Origin of the sequence: Mesonia maritima, from assembly GCF_042433895.1 — a bacterium.
Taxonomy (GTDB): domain Bacteria; phylum Bacteroidota; class Bacteroidia; order Flavobacteriales; family Flavobacteriaceae; genus Mesonia; species Mesonia maritima.
In genome coordinates this window covers 58,487-73,984 of the sequence record NZ_JBHLUA010000022.1, presented here as the reverse complement: position 1 = coordinate 73,984, position 15,498 = coordinate 58,487, and the positions used below count along the sequence as shown (strand labels likewise).

The window sequence follows — 15,498 nt, the reverse complement described above, 5'->3', positions numbered from 1 at the left end:
CGAAAACATAATTAATAAAAGTCTTTCACGTTAAACACTTTGTAAAAGATGTTGAGGTATGCTTAAAAATTTTTTTGGGATTTTAATTTTATTGCTTGTTTTTTCAGCTTGTAAAAATGAAAATAAAGTTGAAGAAGAGATTTCGAAAATACCGGTTTCTTTTGAAGTAGAACGTTTTGAAGAAGAATTTGCTGCGGTTTCTCCTGAGAATTTATCCGGTTTAAAAGCTGAATATCCATTTTTATTTCCACAACGATTTCCAGATTCACTTTGGTTGCAAAAAAAGGAAGATACTATTCAACAAGCCTTAAATCGAGAAGTTAAAAAAGCCTACTCGAATTTTGAAGAAGAAAAAGAATCGCTCACCAATTTATTTCAGCATTTAAAATTTTATTTTCCAGAGTTTAAAACACCACGTGTAATTACCATAACTTCAGAAGTAGATTATACCAATAAAATTGTACTAGCCGATAGTTTGTTGCTTATCGCGCTAGATAATTATTTAGGAGAAGAGCATGAATTCTACACGGGAATTCCAGCTTACATTCGTGCCGATTTCAGGGAAGAACAAATTGTGCCCGATATCGCTTTTAAATATGCGCAACAATTTGTTTCAGAGAATAATTCACGAAGCTTACTTTCTAAAATGATTCATTACGGGAAAATTCTTTATCTCAGTAAAAAATTATTACCGAGTGTTTCTAATGAAGAAATTATGAGTTACACCAAAGAAGAATGGAATTGGGCGCAACAAAATGAAGAGCAAGTCTGGCGATTTTTTATTGAAAATGAATTATTGTACGATACAAATCCTGGATTAGATAAACGTTTTATAAATGTGGCGCCGTTTACGAAATTCGGTTTACAGCTCGATAATCAAAGTCCGCCACAATTGGGGCAATATATCGGTTGGCAAATAGTAAAACAGTTTGCAGATAAAAATCCTGAGGTAAGTTTACAGAAATTATTACAATTAGATGCCGAAACAATTTTTGAAGAATCTAATTACAAACCAAAACGAAATTAAATGAGTGATTTAAAAAAATCTGAAATAAAAATTCAAGTTGAAGTCGATGAGAATAACGTTCCTGAAACTTTAAACTGGAGCGCACAAGACGGCGGAATCGATAATGAAGAAGCAAAAGCAATGTTATTATCGCTTTGGGATAGCAAATCGCAAGAAACCTTACGAATAGATTTGTGGACTAAAGATATGCCGGTAGATGAAATGAAAGTTTTTTTCCATCAAACTTTAGTCGCTTTAAGTGATACGTTTTATCGTGCTACTGAAGATGAAAAAATGATGGAAACGATGAAAGATTTTTGTGATTATTTTGCTGATAAATTAGAATTAAAAAAGGAATAGCAGCTTGCAAGAATTCCTTTTTATTTATAATGCTAAAAGTGAATATTCTTCGCTGAAAAGCAGTTTGCATAAACTTTTAAGTCCAACAACTTATGCCTGTAATTTATGCAAATTAACTCACGGTTTTTTTAGGGAAAAGAAAGCTTGGCGTGTATTTAGAAAAAGAAACGCCGCAGTCGATATGAAATTTCTGTATGCAGATGAATTTGAAAAAGAATATGCTTCAAAATTCGGTGCAAAATATAAGTATCCCATTATTTTAGAAAAAACCGGTTATGAATTAGAAGTTTTTATTTCTACGGAAGAATTAAATAAAGCGAAAACCTTAACTGAATTAATTAAGCTGATGGAAGCTCGGCTTAATTAGTTTTTTTAAATAAAAATTAATTTGCCAAATTAGCGTTAACTTCTTCAATGTAATTTAGTAATTCTTCGCGGCCAGTTTCATTACTGGAAGAGGTTACAAAATAGGGCGGCATACTTTCCCAAGTTTCTAATAATTTATCACTGTATTGTTTGATATTTCGATCTAAAGCATTGGGTTTAAGTTTATCTGCTTTGGTAAAAATTATTGAAAATGGAATAGCATTTTCGCCGAGCCATTGCATAAATTCCAAATCAATTTTTTGTGGTTCGTGACGAGAATCTACTAATACAAATGCACTTATTAATTGCTTTCTGTGAAAAAAATAATCGGTAATAAATTTCTGAAATGTCTTTTTCGCTTTTTTACTTACGCGCGCATAGCCGTAACCCGGTAAATCAACTAAATGCCAATTCTTATTAATTAAAAAATGATTTATAAGTTGAGTTTTTCCTGGTCTTCCTGAGGTTTTTGCTAAACTTTTTCTATGCGTAAGCATATTAATTAAGGAAGATTTTCCAACATTACTTCGGCCAATAAACGCGTATTCTGGAAGATTGCTTTCAGGACATTTTTTTACATCGCTGTTACTAACAACAAATTCAGCCGAATTAATTTGCATTTCCTTAAAGTTTTCGTTCTTCAAGCCATTTATAAAGCAACTCGTTAAATTCTTGCGGATGTTCCATCATTGCTGCATGGCCACATTTATCAATCCAATACAAATCAGAATTTGGTAAAAGTTTGTCAAAATCTTCTGCTACTTCTGGTGGCGTAACATTGTCTTGTTTCCCCCAAATAATACAAGTTGGCGTGTGCATTCTAGGCAAATCTTTTGCCATATTATGTCTAATCGCACTTTTAGCGATTGCTAGCGTTCGTAGTAATTTATTACGGTCGTTTACGGTTTTGTAGACATCATCCACAATTTCTTTGGTAGCTATTTTCGGGTCGTAGAAAACATTTTCGGCTTTCTTTTTTATATAATCATAATCGCCGCGCTTAGGGTAACTTTCGCCCATGGCGCTTTCGTATAATCCAGAACTACCGGTAATTACAAGACCGTTGATTACGGCGGGATATAATTTTGTAGTCAACAAAGCAATATGTCCACCTAGTGAATTCCCTAATAAAATTACGCCTTTATATTGTTTATGATCGATAAACTCTTTGATGTATTTTGCGAAATTACCAACACTTGTTTTTAGTAAAGACATCGTGTAAAGAGGTAATTCTGGAATAACAACTTTGTAACCTTTTTCAGGAAAAAAATTTGCTACCCCGTCAAAATTGCTCAAGCCACCCATCAAACCATGTAGAATGATAATAGGAGTGCCTTCTCCTATTTCGATGTACTTAAACTTTCCTTCTTTCTTAATTTCTTTTTTCATCAATAAATCTTGCGGTTAGCAAACGCAAATATAGATATAATTGTACAAGTATAGGTATTTTTCGGGAAACCAAATTCTTAAACTCTACGCAAATAGCAGATTTTTAAACAAATGAATTGCTAATAAAATCATAAAATAAATCTCCCACTTTTCAACAGCTTTAAACGCAAGGAAATAGCGGTTAACTTCTCATAATTAAAAAGTTGTGCGTAGAAAACTTATTAACAATGTGGTAAAAAGTGGTAAAAAGTGGTAATTTTTTCAATATATTTGAACATAGATTTTAATTCATGATCAATCTAATCGGTACATACGAATGTAAAATTGATGCGAAAGGCAGAGTTTCATTGCCTTCAGCATTAAAAAAGCAGTTGTTGCCGATGTTGGAGAACAGCTTTGTTTTAAAGCGAAGTGTATTTCAGAATTGTTTAGAATTATATCCAATGAATGAGTGGAACTCACTTATGCAACGGGTGAATAAACTTAACCGATTCAAGAAAAAAAATAACGATTTCATTCGTCGCTTTACAGCAGGCGTAAAAATAATTGATGTTGATGCAAACGGAAGACTGCTTGTGCCGAAAGACTTGTACACGTTTGCCGGACTTGAAAAAGAAATTGTCTTGTCTTCTGCGATAAATATTGTAGAAATCTGGGATAAAAATAAATATGAATCGGCTATAGAAGATGCAACCGATGATTTTGCAGATTTAGCTGAAGAAGTAATGGGAGAGACAGATGAACAATCAGAATTATCATAAACCGGTTTTATTAAAAGAAACTGTTGAAGGCTTAAATATTAAACCGTCAGGAGTTTATGTGGATGTTACGTTTGGTGGCGGTGGTCATTCTGCTGAAATTTTAAAACAGTTGAATGCTGAAGGAAAATTATTTGCGTTCGATCAAGATAAAGACGCGCAAAAAAACGCTTTCGATGATGAGCGGTTCACTTTAATTCCTGAAAATTTCAGGTTCATAAAACGTTTTCTTCGCTTAGAAGGAGTTCGAAAAGTTGACGGAATTTTAGGAGATTTCGGCGTTTCTTCTCATCAATTTGATGTTGCTGAACGAGGTTTCTCTACGCGATACGACGCAAAGTTAGATATGCGAATGAATCAAAGCGATCAACTTAGCGCTTACGAAGTCATTAATCAATATTCAGAAGAACAACTTAAACGAATTTTTTATGAGTACGGCGAATTAAAAAATTCACCAAAATTAGCGCGAACCATCGTTTCTGTAAGAAAAGAAAAACCTATAGAAACCGGCGACGAGTTGCAAGAACTTTTAATGCCGTTGCTTTTTAAGGGTAAAGAATTTAAAATTCTAGCGCAAATTTATCAAGCAATTCGTATTGAAGTCAATCAAGAAATAGAAGTATTAAAAGAATTTTTGCAGCAGACCGATAAATTGTTGGTAGAAGGTGGGAGATTAAGTCTAATTTCTTATCACTCTTTAGAAGATCGTCTCGTAAAACGCTACATAAGAAGTGGTTTGTTTGAAGGTGAGCCCGAAAAAGATTTTTACGGAAATATTTCTGTTCCGTTTAAAAAAGTGGGAAAACTTATTAAACCAACTTCCAAAGAAATAAAAGAAAATAATCGTGCTCGAAGCGCAAGACTTCGTGTTGCTGAAAAATTATAAGGTATGAAAAAAGGAGTTTATGATTTTTTAAAAGGCAAGTTTCTTATTAGTGATGATGCCATGAAAAATTGGCGTTTCATTTTGTTTTGCACTTTTCTCGCGATTATTATGATTGCATGTTCACATCAAGCAGAACGAAAAGTTCATCAAATCGCTAGAATGAATAAAGAAGTTCGTGAATTAAGAAGCGAATTTGTTGATACGAAAAAAAGATTAATGCAATTAAAAATGGAATCCAGTATCACTAAAAAAATGTCCGGTACAGGAATTTCGCCATCTAACGTTCCGCCTCAAAAAATAATTATACACAGATAAATTCTGAATGACTACAGAAAAAAACATATTAAATCGGTTATACTTGGTTGCAGGCTTTATGTTTCTTTTTGCCGTTGCGGTTGGTTTTAAACTGATTAATATTCAATTTGTAGAAGGAGCAAAATACAAAGAACTTTCAGAAAAAAGAGTTTTTAAAGATTTTACCATAGAAGCTAACCGCGGGAATTTATACGACGCTAACGGAAGTCTATTAGCAACTTCAGTTCCAGAATACGATATTCGTTTTGATGCGTTAACCGTTTCAGAAGATGATTTTCAAAAATATGTTGGTCCGCTGGCGGCTGAACTTTCCAAATTATTCGGAAAATCAAAAGCGCATTACGAACGCGAATTACGAAGAGCGCGCGCCAATAAAAATCGCTATTATTTAGTCGCCAGAAATCTAGGCTATTCACAATATGTAAAAGTTCGTGAATTTCCGATGTTCAATTTAGGCGCTTATAAAGGAGGTTTTATAGCTGAACAACGAACGGTAAGAGAGTTGCCTTTAGGAAAAATTGGCGAACGAACCGTCGGTTACGGTCAAGCAGGTTTAGAAGGCGCTTACGATGAATATTTACGCGGAAGGAATGGACATCGTTTAAAACAGAAAATCGCTCAAGGCCAATGGAAACCGATTAGCGATGCCAATGAAGTTGAACCCGAAGATGGTTTAGATGTCGTTTCAACTATCGATGTAAATATTCAAGATATTGCGCATCATGCTTTATTAGGTCAACTTGAAAAATTTAAAGCAGACCACGGAACAGTTGTCGTAATGGAAACCAAAACCGGAGAGATTAAAGCGATGGCAAATCTTGGTGTAACTTCTAGCGGAACTTATTACGAAAAAAGAAATTATGCCATTTGGGAAGCGCACGAACCCGGTTCTACGTTTAAATTAATGGCGATGGTCGCGGCTTTAGAAGATAAAGTTGTCGATACCAGCGATGTAATTGATACCGAAAACGGAAAAGTAAAATATTTTGACAGAATTGTGCGCGATTCTCATCGTGGAGGCTTCGGCAAAATTTCTGTAGCCAGAGCTTTTGAAGTTTCCTCGAATACCGCGTTTTCAAAATTTATTTACGAGAATTATAAAAATAATCCTGAAGCTTTTGTAAACCGATTGAATAATATGGGTTTAAACCAAAAAGTCGGTTTAGAAATAAAAGGAGAAGGAACGCCAAAAATTCCGCATCCTGATGATAATAATTGGTACGGAACCACACTTCCATGGATGTCTTTTGGTTACGGAGTTTTACTTACGCCCCTCCAAACGCTAAGTTTTTATAATGCTATCGCGAATGATGGAATTATGATTAAACCGCGTTTAATTAAAGAAATTAGAGATCGAAATCAATTGGTAGAAGGTTTTCATAAACCGATTATTCAGAATTCAATTTGCTCCAAAGAAACCGCAAAGAAAGTGCGTGAGATGATGAAGAATACGGTAAAAAGAGGAACCGCTTCTAATATTTATAATGAAAAATATTCAATGGCAGGAAAAACAGGAACTTGCTTAACAGGATATGGAAATGGAAAAGAATCTTCAAATTATATCGCATCTTTTGCAGGATATTTTCCAGCTGAAAATCCTAAATATTCTTGTATTGTGGTGATTAGTAAACCCGATAAAGATATCGGTTTTTATGGGAATGTTGTAGCAGCTCCTGTTTTTCAAAAAATAGCGCAGAAAATTTATACCGATACGCCGGTTATCGATGAATTTAACACCCTTGAAATAGATAATCCTTCCGCAGAAAAAAGTTTTAAATCGTATTACGCTAAAGCGCAAAAAAACAATTCCAAAATGCCGAATGTAAAAGGAATGCCGGTTATGGACGCGGTTTCACTTTTAGAGAATTTAAATTTAAAAGTAGAAATACAAGGGAATGGAATAGTGAAAAATCAGTCGATTCAAGAAGGAACAAGTATAAAACAAAATCAAACAATAAGCTTAATAACAGGTTGATACATTTAAAAGACATATTATTTGGGGTTTCCATTCAGCAAGTAATTGGTAATACAAGTATTGCGGTTAATAACATTACGTTCGATTCCAGAGCGGTAAGTTTAAATGATGTTTTTATTGCAATTCGAGGTGCAAAAGCAGATGGACATTCATTTATCAAAAAAGCGCAAGATCAAGGCGCGTTGGCAATAATTTGTGAAGAATTACCAGCGCAACAAGTTAGCGGAATTACGTATGTTATTGTTGAAAATACCAAAAAAGCACTGGCTATTTTAGCCGCAAATTATTATGGAAATCCTTCAGAAAATTTAAAGCTGGTTGGCGTTACGGGAACAAACGGAAAAACCACAATTGCTTCCTTATTGTATCAATTATTCACCAAAGCAGGTTTCACGGTTGGGTTAATTTCCACGGTAAAAATTTGCGTTGGTGATAAACAATATGAAACAAAATTAACTACGCCAGATTCTATTACAATTAATAAATATTTGCGCGAAATGAATGAAGCTGGAGCAGAATTCTGCTTTATGGAAGTCAGTTCTCACGGAATTGACCAACATAGAACAAGCGGATTAAAATTTGCCGGCGGAATTTTCACCAATTTATCCCACGATCATTTAGATTACCACAATTCGTTTGCTGAATATCGAGATGTGAAAAAACGTTTTTTCGATGAACTTCCAAAAACAGCTTTTGCGTTAACCAATATAGATGATAAAAACGGAAAGTTAATGCTTCAAAACACAAAAGCGAAGCAAAAAACCTATGCGTTAAAATCAGATGCAGATTATCGAGCGAAAATTGTGGAAAATGAATTTAGCGGATTATTACTGAATTTAAACGGAAACGAACTTTGGACGAAATTGATCGGAAATTTCAATGCTTATAATATTGTGGCAATTTACGCAACGGCAGATTTATTAGGCTTAAGTGAAATTGAAAACCTTCGCATAATTAGTGAATTATCATCGGTAGACGGTCGGTTTGAATATTTTATTTCTCCAAACAAAAAAATTACTGCAATTGTAGATTATGCACATACGCCAGATGCCTTAAAAAATGTGTTAGAAACTATTAACACCATAAGAACTAAAAATGAAGAATTAATTACGGTAGTTGGTTGTGGTGGAGATCGCGATGCTACAAAACGACCGATAATGGGAAAAATAGCTTCTTCTTTAAGTACAAAAGTTGTCTTTACAAGTGATAACCCAAGAACCGAAGATCCCGATAAAATTATTGAAGATGTAGAAGCTGGTGTGGAACCGCAAAACCAGAAAAAAATAATTTCAATAACCAATAGAAAGCAAGCCATAAAAACCGCTTGTAGTATTGCTGAAGAAAACGACATCATTTTAATCGCCGGAAAAGGGCATGAAACCTATCAAGAAGTAAATGGGGTAAGAAGTGATTTTGATGATATGGAAATAGTAAAAGAATTTCTTAACCAATTAGACAAATAATAGCCGCTCATGCTGTATTACTTATTTGATTTTTTAGAAGAACAATACCAATTGCCGGGAGCACAACTTTTTAGGTTTATTTCCTTTCGGGCAAGTATGGCTATTATTTTATCACTTTCCTTATCAACTATTTTCGGAAAAAGAATCATTAATTATTTATTAACCAAACAAGTTGGTGAAAGTGTACGTGATCTTGGTTTAGAAGGTCAATCAGAAAAAGCGGGAACGCCAACAATGGGAGGTTTAATTATCATTTTTTCAACCTTAATTCCCGTTCTACTATTTGCTAAGCTAGAAAATATTTATGTGATTCTTCTTATTATCACCACACTTTGGATGGGAACCATCGGTTTTATTGATGATTACATTAAAACATTCAAAAAAAATAAAGAAGGTTTAGAAGGAAAGTTTAAAGTAATAGGCCAAATTGGTTTAGGAATTATTGTAGGTGCAACGATGTTTTTTCATCCTGATATCACGATAAAACAAAAAGCCTCACAAGAACAAATTCAGCAAGAAAAAGTGATTGGTGAAGATGTGGTGAACTATAATGCAGCTGAAAAATCTACCAAAACAACCATACCGTTTGTAAAAAATAATGAATTTAATTATTCAAGTTTAATTACCTGGATAAATCCAGATTACGCGAAATACGCGTGGCTTATTTTTATTCCGATTGTCATTTTTATTGTAACCGCGGTTTCTAACGGCGCAAATTTAACCGATGGAATCGATGGTCTCGCTGCGGGATCTTCGGCCATAATTGTGCTCACACTTGGTTTGTTTGCGTGGGTTTCTGGAAATATTATTTTTTCAGATTACTTGAATGTCATGAACATTCCTAATTCTGGGGAAATGACAATTTATATTACCGCTTTTGCCGGAGCTTTAGTCGGTTTTTTGTGGTACAATACATTTCCGGCGCAAGTTTTTATGGGCGATACGGGAAGTTTAACCATTGGCGGAATAATCGCGGTTTTAGCAATTGCCACGAGAAAAGAATTATTAATTCCGATTTTATGCGGAATATTTTTAATGGAAAACCTATCGGTAGTATTACAAGTAGGTTGGTTTAAATATACCAAAAAGAAATTCGGGCAAGGGAGACGTATTTTTTTAATGTCGCCGTTGCATCATCATTACCAAAAACGCGGAATTCACGAAAGTAAAATTGTCGTGCGTTTTTGGATTATCGGAATTTTACTCGCCTTAATAACCATCATCACCTTAAAACTGAGATAATGAAATTAGTGGTTTTAGGAGCGGGAGAAAGCGGAGTTGGAGCCGCGATTTTAGGAAAAAAGCAAAACTATGAGGTTTTTGTTTCAGATAAAGGAACAATTGCTGAAAAATATAAAAACGTTCTTTTACAAAATAATATTGAATGGGAAGAGAAACAGCACACAGAGCCTAAAATTTTTAATGCTGATGTAGTGGTGAAAAGTCCTGGAATTCCCGACAACGTTCCAATCGTTAAGGAATTAATAGAAAAAGGAATTTCTGTTATTTCTGAAATTGAATTTGCGTCACGATATACCAATGCAACATTAATTGGAATTACCGGAAGCAACGGGAAAACCACGGTGACCAATTGGACTCAATTCGCCTTAAAAAATGCGGGTTTTAATTCCATAATGGCAGGAAATATTGGCGATAGTTTCGCAAAGCAAGTCGCTTCGCAACAAGCTCCAATTTACGTGTTGGAACTGAGCAGTTTTCAGCTGGACGGGATTGTAGATTTTAAACCACACATTGCTGTAATCACAAATATTACGGAGGATCATTTAGATCGGTACGATTATAAATTTGAAAATTACATCGCTTCAAAATTCAGAATAACTAAAAATCAAACAAAAGATGATTTTTTGATTTATGATGCGGATAATAAGAATATTTCAAATTGGTTAGCAAACCATTCAATTGAAGCAAAAAAACTTCCGATGAGCTTTTCAAAATTAGAAGGAGACGGAACATATATAGAAAACGAAAATTTAATAATAACAATAAATAACACAAGCTTTAACATGCCAACAACAAAAATAGCTTTAAAAGGAGAACATAATACCAAAAATGCAATGGCGGCTTCAACCGTGGCGCAATTACTTCGTATAAGAAAACAAACTATTCGTGAAAGTTTAGAAAGTTTTCAAGGCGTAGAACATCGTTTAGAAAATGTGCTAAAAATTAATCAAGTTCAGTATATAAACGATTCAAAAGCGACAAATATTAACGCCACTTATTACGCGCTAGACAGCATGACTTCAGAAACAATCTGGATTGTCGGCGGTGTTGATAAAGGAAATGTTTACGAAGAATTACTTCCGCTAGTCAATGAAAAAGTGAAAGCGATTATTTGTCTAGGTGTCGATAATGAAAAAATAATAAAAGCTTTTAAAAATTGTGTAGAACATATTGTTGAAACGCAATCCATGAAAGATGCGGTAAACGAAGCTTATAAAATAGCTGAAAAAGGAAATACCGTTTTACTTTCCCCCGCTTGCGCGAGTTTTGATTTATTCGAAAATTATGAAGATAGAGGTCGCCAATTTAAAGAAAGCGTGAGAAATCTATAAAAAAAATATTGTGGCAAACGAAGCGAAACATACAAAGATTAATATTTTTTCTTATCTAAAAGGCGATAAGATGATTTGGGCTATTGCCGGGTTGTTGGCTATTTTTTCATTTATTCCCGTCTATAGCGCAAGTAGTAATGTTGCGTATTTGTATGGTGATGGAAGTACATTTCAATACTTGGTTTCGCATTTTATTCATCTTTTTTTAGGTTTTGCCATAATTTATGCGGTACATAAAATTCCGTATCATTATTTTCGCGGACTTTCCATTTTAATGATTCCTATTGTAATTCTTTTATTGCTTTACACTTTAGCACAAGGAACTACAATAGATGGTGCAAATGCAAGTCGATGGATAAAGATTCCTATCATAAATAAAACGTTTCAAACTTCCACTTTAGCTTCGGTAGTTTTAATGATTTATGTCGCTCGCTATCTCTCTAAAATCCATTCAAAAAAAGTAACCTTTAAAGAAACCATTTTACCGTTGTGGCTTCCGGTAGGCGTAATTTTAGCGTTAATTTTACCGGCCAATTTTTCTACTACCGCAATTATTTTTGCAATGGTTTTAATGTTGGTTTTTCTAGGCGGTTATCCGTTAAAATACCTCGGAATTATAATTGCTTCAGGAGCTTTATTTTTATTGCTTTTCGGACTTACCGCAAAAGCTTTTCCTGGTGTTTTTCCCAATCGTGTAGATACTTGGATTAGCCGGGTTGAAAATTTTGCGAACAATGAAGATACTGAAGCCGATTATCAAATTGAAAGAGCTAAAATAGCAATTGCACGTGGTGGAGTTGTAGGAACAGGAATAGGAAAAAGCGTACAACGAAATTTCTTACCACAATCTTCCTCAGATTTTATTTTCGCCATCATTGTTGAAGAAATGGGATTAGTTGGCGGTATAAGTGTAATGCTAGCGTATTTATTTATTCTTTTCCGATTAATAATCGTTTCTACAAAAGCAAACACCGTTTTCGGGAAATTATTAGTCATTGGTGTAGGTTTACCCATAATTTTTCAAGCCTTAATTAATATGGCAGTTGCGGTAGAATTATTTCCCGTAACCGGACAAACTTTGCCATTAATAAGTAGTGGTGGTTCTTCCATTTGGATGACTTGTTTAGCCTTAGGAATTGTACAAAGCGTAAGCGCAAAACGAGAAGAAATAAAACAACAGGAAGAAATAGAGACTGAAGAAGAAAGTGAAAATCCGTTAGATGTGTTAAGCGAAGCGTTATGAAAAAATTGAAATTCATATTATCAGGTGGAGGAACTGGCGGACATATTTATCCGGCAATTGCTATTGCAGATGAATTAAAGAAAAGACATCCAGAAGCCGAATTTTTATTTGTCGGCGCAAAAGATCGTATGGAAATGCAAAAAGTTCCTAAAGCCGGCTACAATATAAAAGGACTTTGGATTAGCGGTTTACAACGAAAACTTTCTCTAAAAAACGCATTGTTTCCCTTAAAATTAATCAGTAGTATTTTAAAAGCGCATCAAATATTAAGTGAATTTAAACCCCACGTTGTAATTGGTACTGGCGGTTTTGCAAGCGGTCCGCTATTGAAAGCTGCAAATCAACAAAAAATTCCAACCTTGTTGCAAGAACAAAACTCGTATGCGGGAATTACAAATAAATGGTTAGCCTCGAACGCTAAAAGTATTTGTGTAGCGTATGAAAATATGGAAAATTATTTTCCGAAAGAAAAAATACGATTTACAGGAAATCCTGTTCGGCAAGATTTATTAGAGATTAATTCGAAAAGAGAAGAAGCAATCAATTTTTTTAAGCTTGATAAAACGAAAAAAACCGTCTTGGTTTTAGGCGGAAGTTTAGGGGCTCGAAAAATAAACCAACATATCGAAAAACACATTCCTTATTTTGAAGATGAAAATGTGCAAGTTATTTGGCAAACCGGGAAATTATATTTCTTAGACTATAAACATTACGAAGCGAGTCCGCATTTTAAAATCTATGAATATTTAGATCATATGGCACTTGCTTATGCCGCTGCTGATATTATAATTTCAAGAGCTGGCGCAGGTTCTGTAAGCGAATTATGTGTAGTAGGTAAACCGGTAATTTTTATTCCATCTCCAAATGTAGCCGAAGATCATCAAACTAAAAATGCCCAATCGATCGCTAATAAAAACGCGGCTATTTTAATAAAAGAAACCGACTTAGAACAAAATTTTAAAAAAGCGTTTACGAAGCTCTTGGCATCAGAAGAACAACAAAAAATGCTTTCAGAAAATATAAGAAAAATCGCAAAACCTCACGCCACAAAAGCTATTGTAGATGAGGTTGAAAAACTTATAAATCCTACGCTGTGAATCCATTTAAAGACATAGAAAATATATATTTTATCGGCATTGGCGGAATAGGAATGAGCGCGCTTGCGCGTTATTTTAAATTGAATGGAAAAAATGTTGCCGGCTACGATAAAACCGAAACTGAACTTACCCGAAAATTGGAAAACGATGAAATTTCTGTATTTTTCACCGATGAAGTTCAGCAATTACCGGCAGCTTTTCACATAAAAGAAAAAACTTTGGTAGTTTATACTCCCGCTGTTTCGGTGGAAAATCCGCTTTATCAGTTTTTTAACGAGAAGCAATTTTTGGTTAAAAAACGTGCAGAAGTTTTAGGAATGATAACAGCAGATCTTCCCACTTTAGCAGTAGCTGGAACCCACGGGAAAACCACTACTACTGCCATCTTAGCACATATTTTGAAGCAGTGCGGAGTAAAACTTACCGCTTTTTTAGGCGGTATTAGTGAGAATTACCAAACCAATTTTATTTCTGATGGAAATGAAGTTGTGGTTGTAGAAGCCGATGAATTCGATCGCTCATTTTTACAACTAAAACCAACCATCGCGGCAATAACTTCTATGGATGCCGACCATTTAGATATTTATAAGGAAGAAAAATCTTTACAACATTCATTTCAAGAGTTTGCAGCAAAAATTAAAAATCCTGAAAATTTTTTCTACAAATACGGGTTAAAAAATCTAAACGGAAAAACAATCGGGGTTGAGGTTGAAGCAGATTACAGCGTTCAACAAATAGAAGTTAAAAACGGTAATTATCATTTTAATTTTAAAACGCCTAAAGAGACCATTCAAAATATAATTTTTGGTTTACCGGGGAGACATAATATTTTTAATGCAGCTACAGCTTTAGCATTAGCCATGAAATTTGGGATCGAGGGAGAAAAAGCTGCAAAACATTTAAAAACATTTAAAGGCGTAGACCGTAGGTTTACTTATCATTTAAAAACTCAAGATTACATTTTAATTGAAGATTACGCGCATCACCCAACTGAAATTAATGCGGTTCATCAAGCCATTTCAGAAATGCATCCTAATCAAGAAATTTTAGCGATTTTTCAGCCACATTTATTTAGCAGAACAAGAGATTTTATGCAAGAATTTGCCAGAAGTCTTTCAAAATTCAATAATGTTTTTTTACTTGATATTTATCCGGCGCGCGAAAAACCTATCGATGGAATTACCAGTGAAGTTTTACTTGAAAAGATTTCACTTCAGAAGAAAAAAATAGTGTCAAAATCCGAACTTCCAAAAGCAGTGAAAAATACCAACGAAAAAGTAATTGTAGTAATGGGTGCCGGCGATATTGGAGAAGAGGTAGAAAAAATAAAAATCGAATTGATTAATGAAAATTAATTGGAATTACATAAAAGCTTTTGCTCTATTAATTTTAGTGGTTTTTCTGTACAGTTTTTCTGCAAAAAGACACGCTACGCGCAACTTAAAATCTGTAGAAGTTGCGTTTACCAATGGAGAAAACCTCTACATCACTGAAAACGCGGTTAATAAGTTGTTGATAGTAAATCCGGATTCCGTTCAAAACGTAAGCAAAGAAATTTTAGTTTTGAATAAGTTAGAAAGCGTGTTAGATAACCACGATATGATTGAAGATGCAGAAGTTTATTTAACCGTCGACGGAAGTTTAGGAACGCTAATTACCCAGCGAAAACCAATTGCCCGAGTAGCAAATAAAAAGCATTTTTATATCGATACTAACGGAAAAAAAATGCCGCTTTCTGCAAATTATTCGGCGCGCGTTCCGTGGGTGAGTAATATTTCAGAAAAAGAAATAGCAGAAATATTTCCGTTGTTGAAGAAGATCGAAAAAGATGAATTTTTAACCAAACATATCACTGCTATAGATCGTTTAGAAAATGGCGATTATAAGTTGCAGTTACGAACGCTGGATTTTGAAGTTCTTTTCGGAAAAATTTCAGCGATAGAAAGAAAGGTAGATAATTTTAAAGCATTTTATAAAAAAGCCTATATCGATAAAAAGCTCGATGCTTATACAAGCGTGAATTTACAGTTTGAAAATCAAGTTGTTTGCACTAAAAAGTGATACTTT

The 15,498-nt window shown here is 34.2% G+C and carries 16 protein-coding genes; 14 read left to right on the top strand and 2 right to left on the bottom strand.

What is annotated here, in order from left to right; all coding sequences use genetic code 11:
- Window positions 1-58 precede the first annotated feature (58 nt).
- The 3 genes from gldB to ACFFGL_RS13520 are packed head-to-tail and all read left to right on the top strand — an operon-like array spanning window position 59 to window position 1,733.
- On the top strand, window positions 59-1,027 hold the full coding sequence (gene gldB, locus ACFFGL_RS13530) for a gliding motility lipoprotein GldB (RefSeq protein ID WP_309730287.1): 969 nt from the start codon (window positions 59-61) through the stop codon (window positions 1,025-1,027).
- Window positions 1,028-1,366: a gliding motility protein GldC gene (gene gldC, locus ACFFGL_RS13525; RefSeq protein ID WP_309730285.1), complete on the top strand. Its 339-nt coding sequence runs from the start codon at window positions 1,028-1,030 to the stop codon at window positions 1,364-1,366.
- A gap of 4 nt (window positions 1,367-1,370) precedes the next feature.
- Complete coding sequence (locus ACFFGL_RS13520; RefSeq protein ID WP_309730283.1) at window positions 1,371-1,733, top strand: GTPase; 363 nt, start codon at window positions 1,371-1,373, stop codon at window positions 1,731-1,733.
- Window positions 1,734-1,749: 16 nt separating this feature from the next.
- Here ACFFGL_RS13520 and yihA read toward each other — a convergent pair whose 3' ends face one another.
- Window positions 1,750-2,352: a ribosome biogenesis GTP-binding protein YihA/YsxC gene (gene yihA / locus ACFFGL_RS13515; protein ID WP_309730281.1), complete on the bottom strand. Its 603-nt coding sequence runs from the start codon at window positions 2,350-2,352 to the stop codon at window positions 1,750-1,752.
- Between the two features lie 4 nt (window positions 2,353-2,356).
- On the bottom strand, window positions 2,357-3,121 hold the full coding sequence (locus ACFFGL_RS13510; RefSeq protein ID WP_309730278.1) for an alpha/beta fold hydrolase: 765 nt from the start codon (window positions 3,119-3,121) through the stop codon (window positions 2,357-2,359).
- 290 nt (window positions 3,122-3,411) lie between these two features.
- Between ACFFGL_RS13510 and mraZ the strand changes: the two genes are divergently transcribed.
- From mraZ to ACFFGL_RS13455, 11 genes are all read left to right on the top strand, one after another.
- On the top strand, window positions 3,412-3,882 hold the full coding sequence (gene mraZ, locus ACFFGL_RS13505; protein WP_309730276.1) for a division/cell wall cluster transcriptional repressor MraZ: 471 nt from the start codon (window positions 3,412-3,414) through the stop codon (window positions 3,880-3,882).
- Entirely contained in the window at window positions 3,860-4,765 is a 906-nt protein-coding gene (rsmH, locus tag ACFFGL_RS13500) for a 16S rRNA (cytosine(1402)-N(4))-methyltransferase RsmH (protein ID WP_309730273.1), read from the top strand. Before mraZ ends, rsmH begins: the two co-directional genes overlap by 23 nt.
- A 3-nt stretch (window positions 4,766-4,768) precedes the next feature.
- Window positions 4,769-5,080, top strand: a complete 312-nt coding sequence (locus tag ACFFGL_RS13495) for an FtsL-like putative cell division protein (RefSeq protein WP_309730271.1) — start codon at window positions 4,769-4,771, stop codon at window positions 5,078-5,080.
- 7 nt (window positions 5,081-5,087) lie between these two features.
- Window positions 5,088-7,055, top strand: coding sequence for a penicillin-binding protein (locus ACFFGL_RS13490; protein ID WP_309730269.1), 1,968 nt, complete (start codon window positions 5,088-5,090; stop codon window positions 7,053-7,055).
- A complete protein-coding gene (locus ACFFGL_RS13485) occupies window positions 7,052-8,518 on the top strand; it encodes a UDP-N-acetylmuramoyl-L-alanyl-D-glutamate--2,6-diaminopimelate ligase (RefSeq protein WP_309730266.1) in 1,467 nt (488 codons plus the stop codon). The genes ACFFGL_RS13490 and ACFFGL_RS13485 overlap by 4 nt, the downstream gene beginning before the upstream one ends.
- A gap of 9 nt (window positions 8,519-8,527) precedes the next feature.
- A complete protein-coding gene (gene mraY, locus ACFFGL_RS13480) occupies window positions 8,528-9,760 on the top strand; it encodes a phospho-N-acetylmuramoyl-pentapeptide-transferase (RefSeq protein ID WP_309730263.1) in 1,233 nt (410 codons plus the stop codon).
- Entirely contained in the window at window positions 9,760-11,091 is a 1,332-nt protein-coding gene (gene murD / locus ACFFGL_RS13475; protein WP_309730259.1) for a UDP-N-acetylmuramoyl-L-alanine--D-glutamate ligase, read from the top strand. Before mraY ends, murD begins: the two co-directional genes overlap by 1 nt.
- 70 nt (window positions 11,092-11,161) lie before the next feature.
- Window positions 11,162-12,334 (top strand): FtsW/RodA/SpoVE family cell cycle protein, encoded by a 1,173-nt coding sequence (locus tag ACFFGL_RS13470; RefSeq protein WP_309730342.1) that lies wholly within the window; start codon window positions 11,162-11,164, stop codon window positions 12,332-12,334.
- Window positions 12,331-13,431, top strand: a complete 1,101-nt coding sequence (murG, locus tag ACFFGL_RS13465) for an undecaprenyldiphospho-muramoylpentapeptide beta-N-acetylglucosaminyltransferase (protein ID WP_309730256.1) — start codon at window positions 12,331-12,333, stop codon at window positions 13,429-13,431. Before ACFFGL_RS13470 ends, murG begins: the two co-directional genes overlap by 4 nt.
- Window positions 13,428-14,786: a UDP-N-acetylmuramate--L-alanine ligase gene (gene murC / locus ACFFGL_RS13460; protein ID WP_309730254.1), complete on the top strand. Its 1,359-nt coding sequence runs from the start codon at window positions 13,428-13,430 to the stop codon at window positions 14,784-14,786. Before murG ends, murC begins: the two co-directional genes overlap by 4 nt.
- Window positions 14,776-15,492, top strand: a complete 717-nt coding sequence (locus ACFFGL_RS13455) for a cell division protein FtsQ/DivIB (RefSeq protein WP_309730251.1) — start codon at window positions 14,776-14,778, stop codon at window positions 15,490-15,492. Before murC ends, ACFFGL_RS13455 begins: the two co-directional genes overlap by 11 nt.
- The last annotated feature ends 6 nt before the right edge of the window (window positions 15,493-15,498 follow it).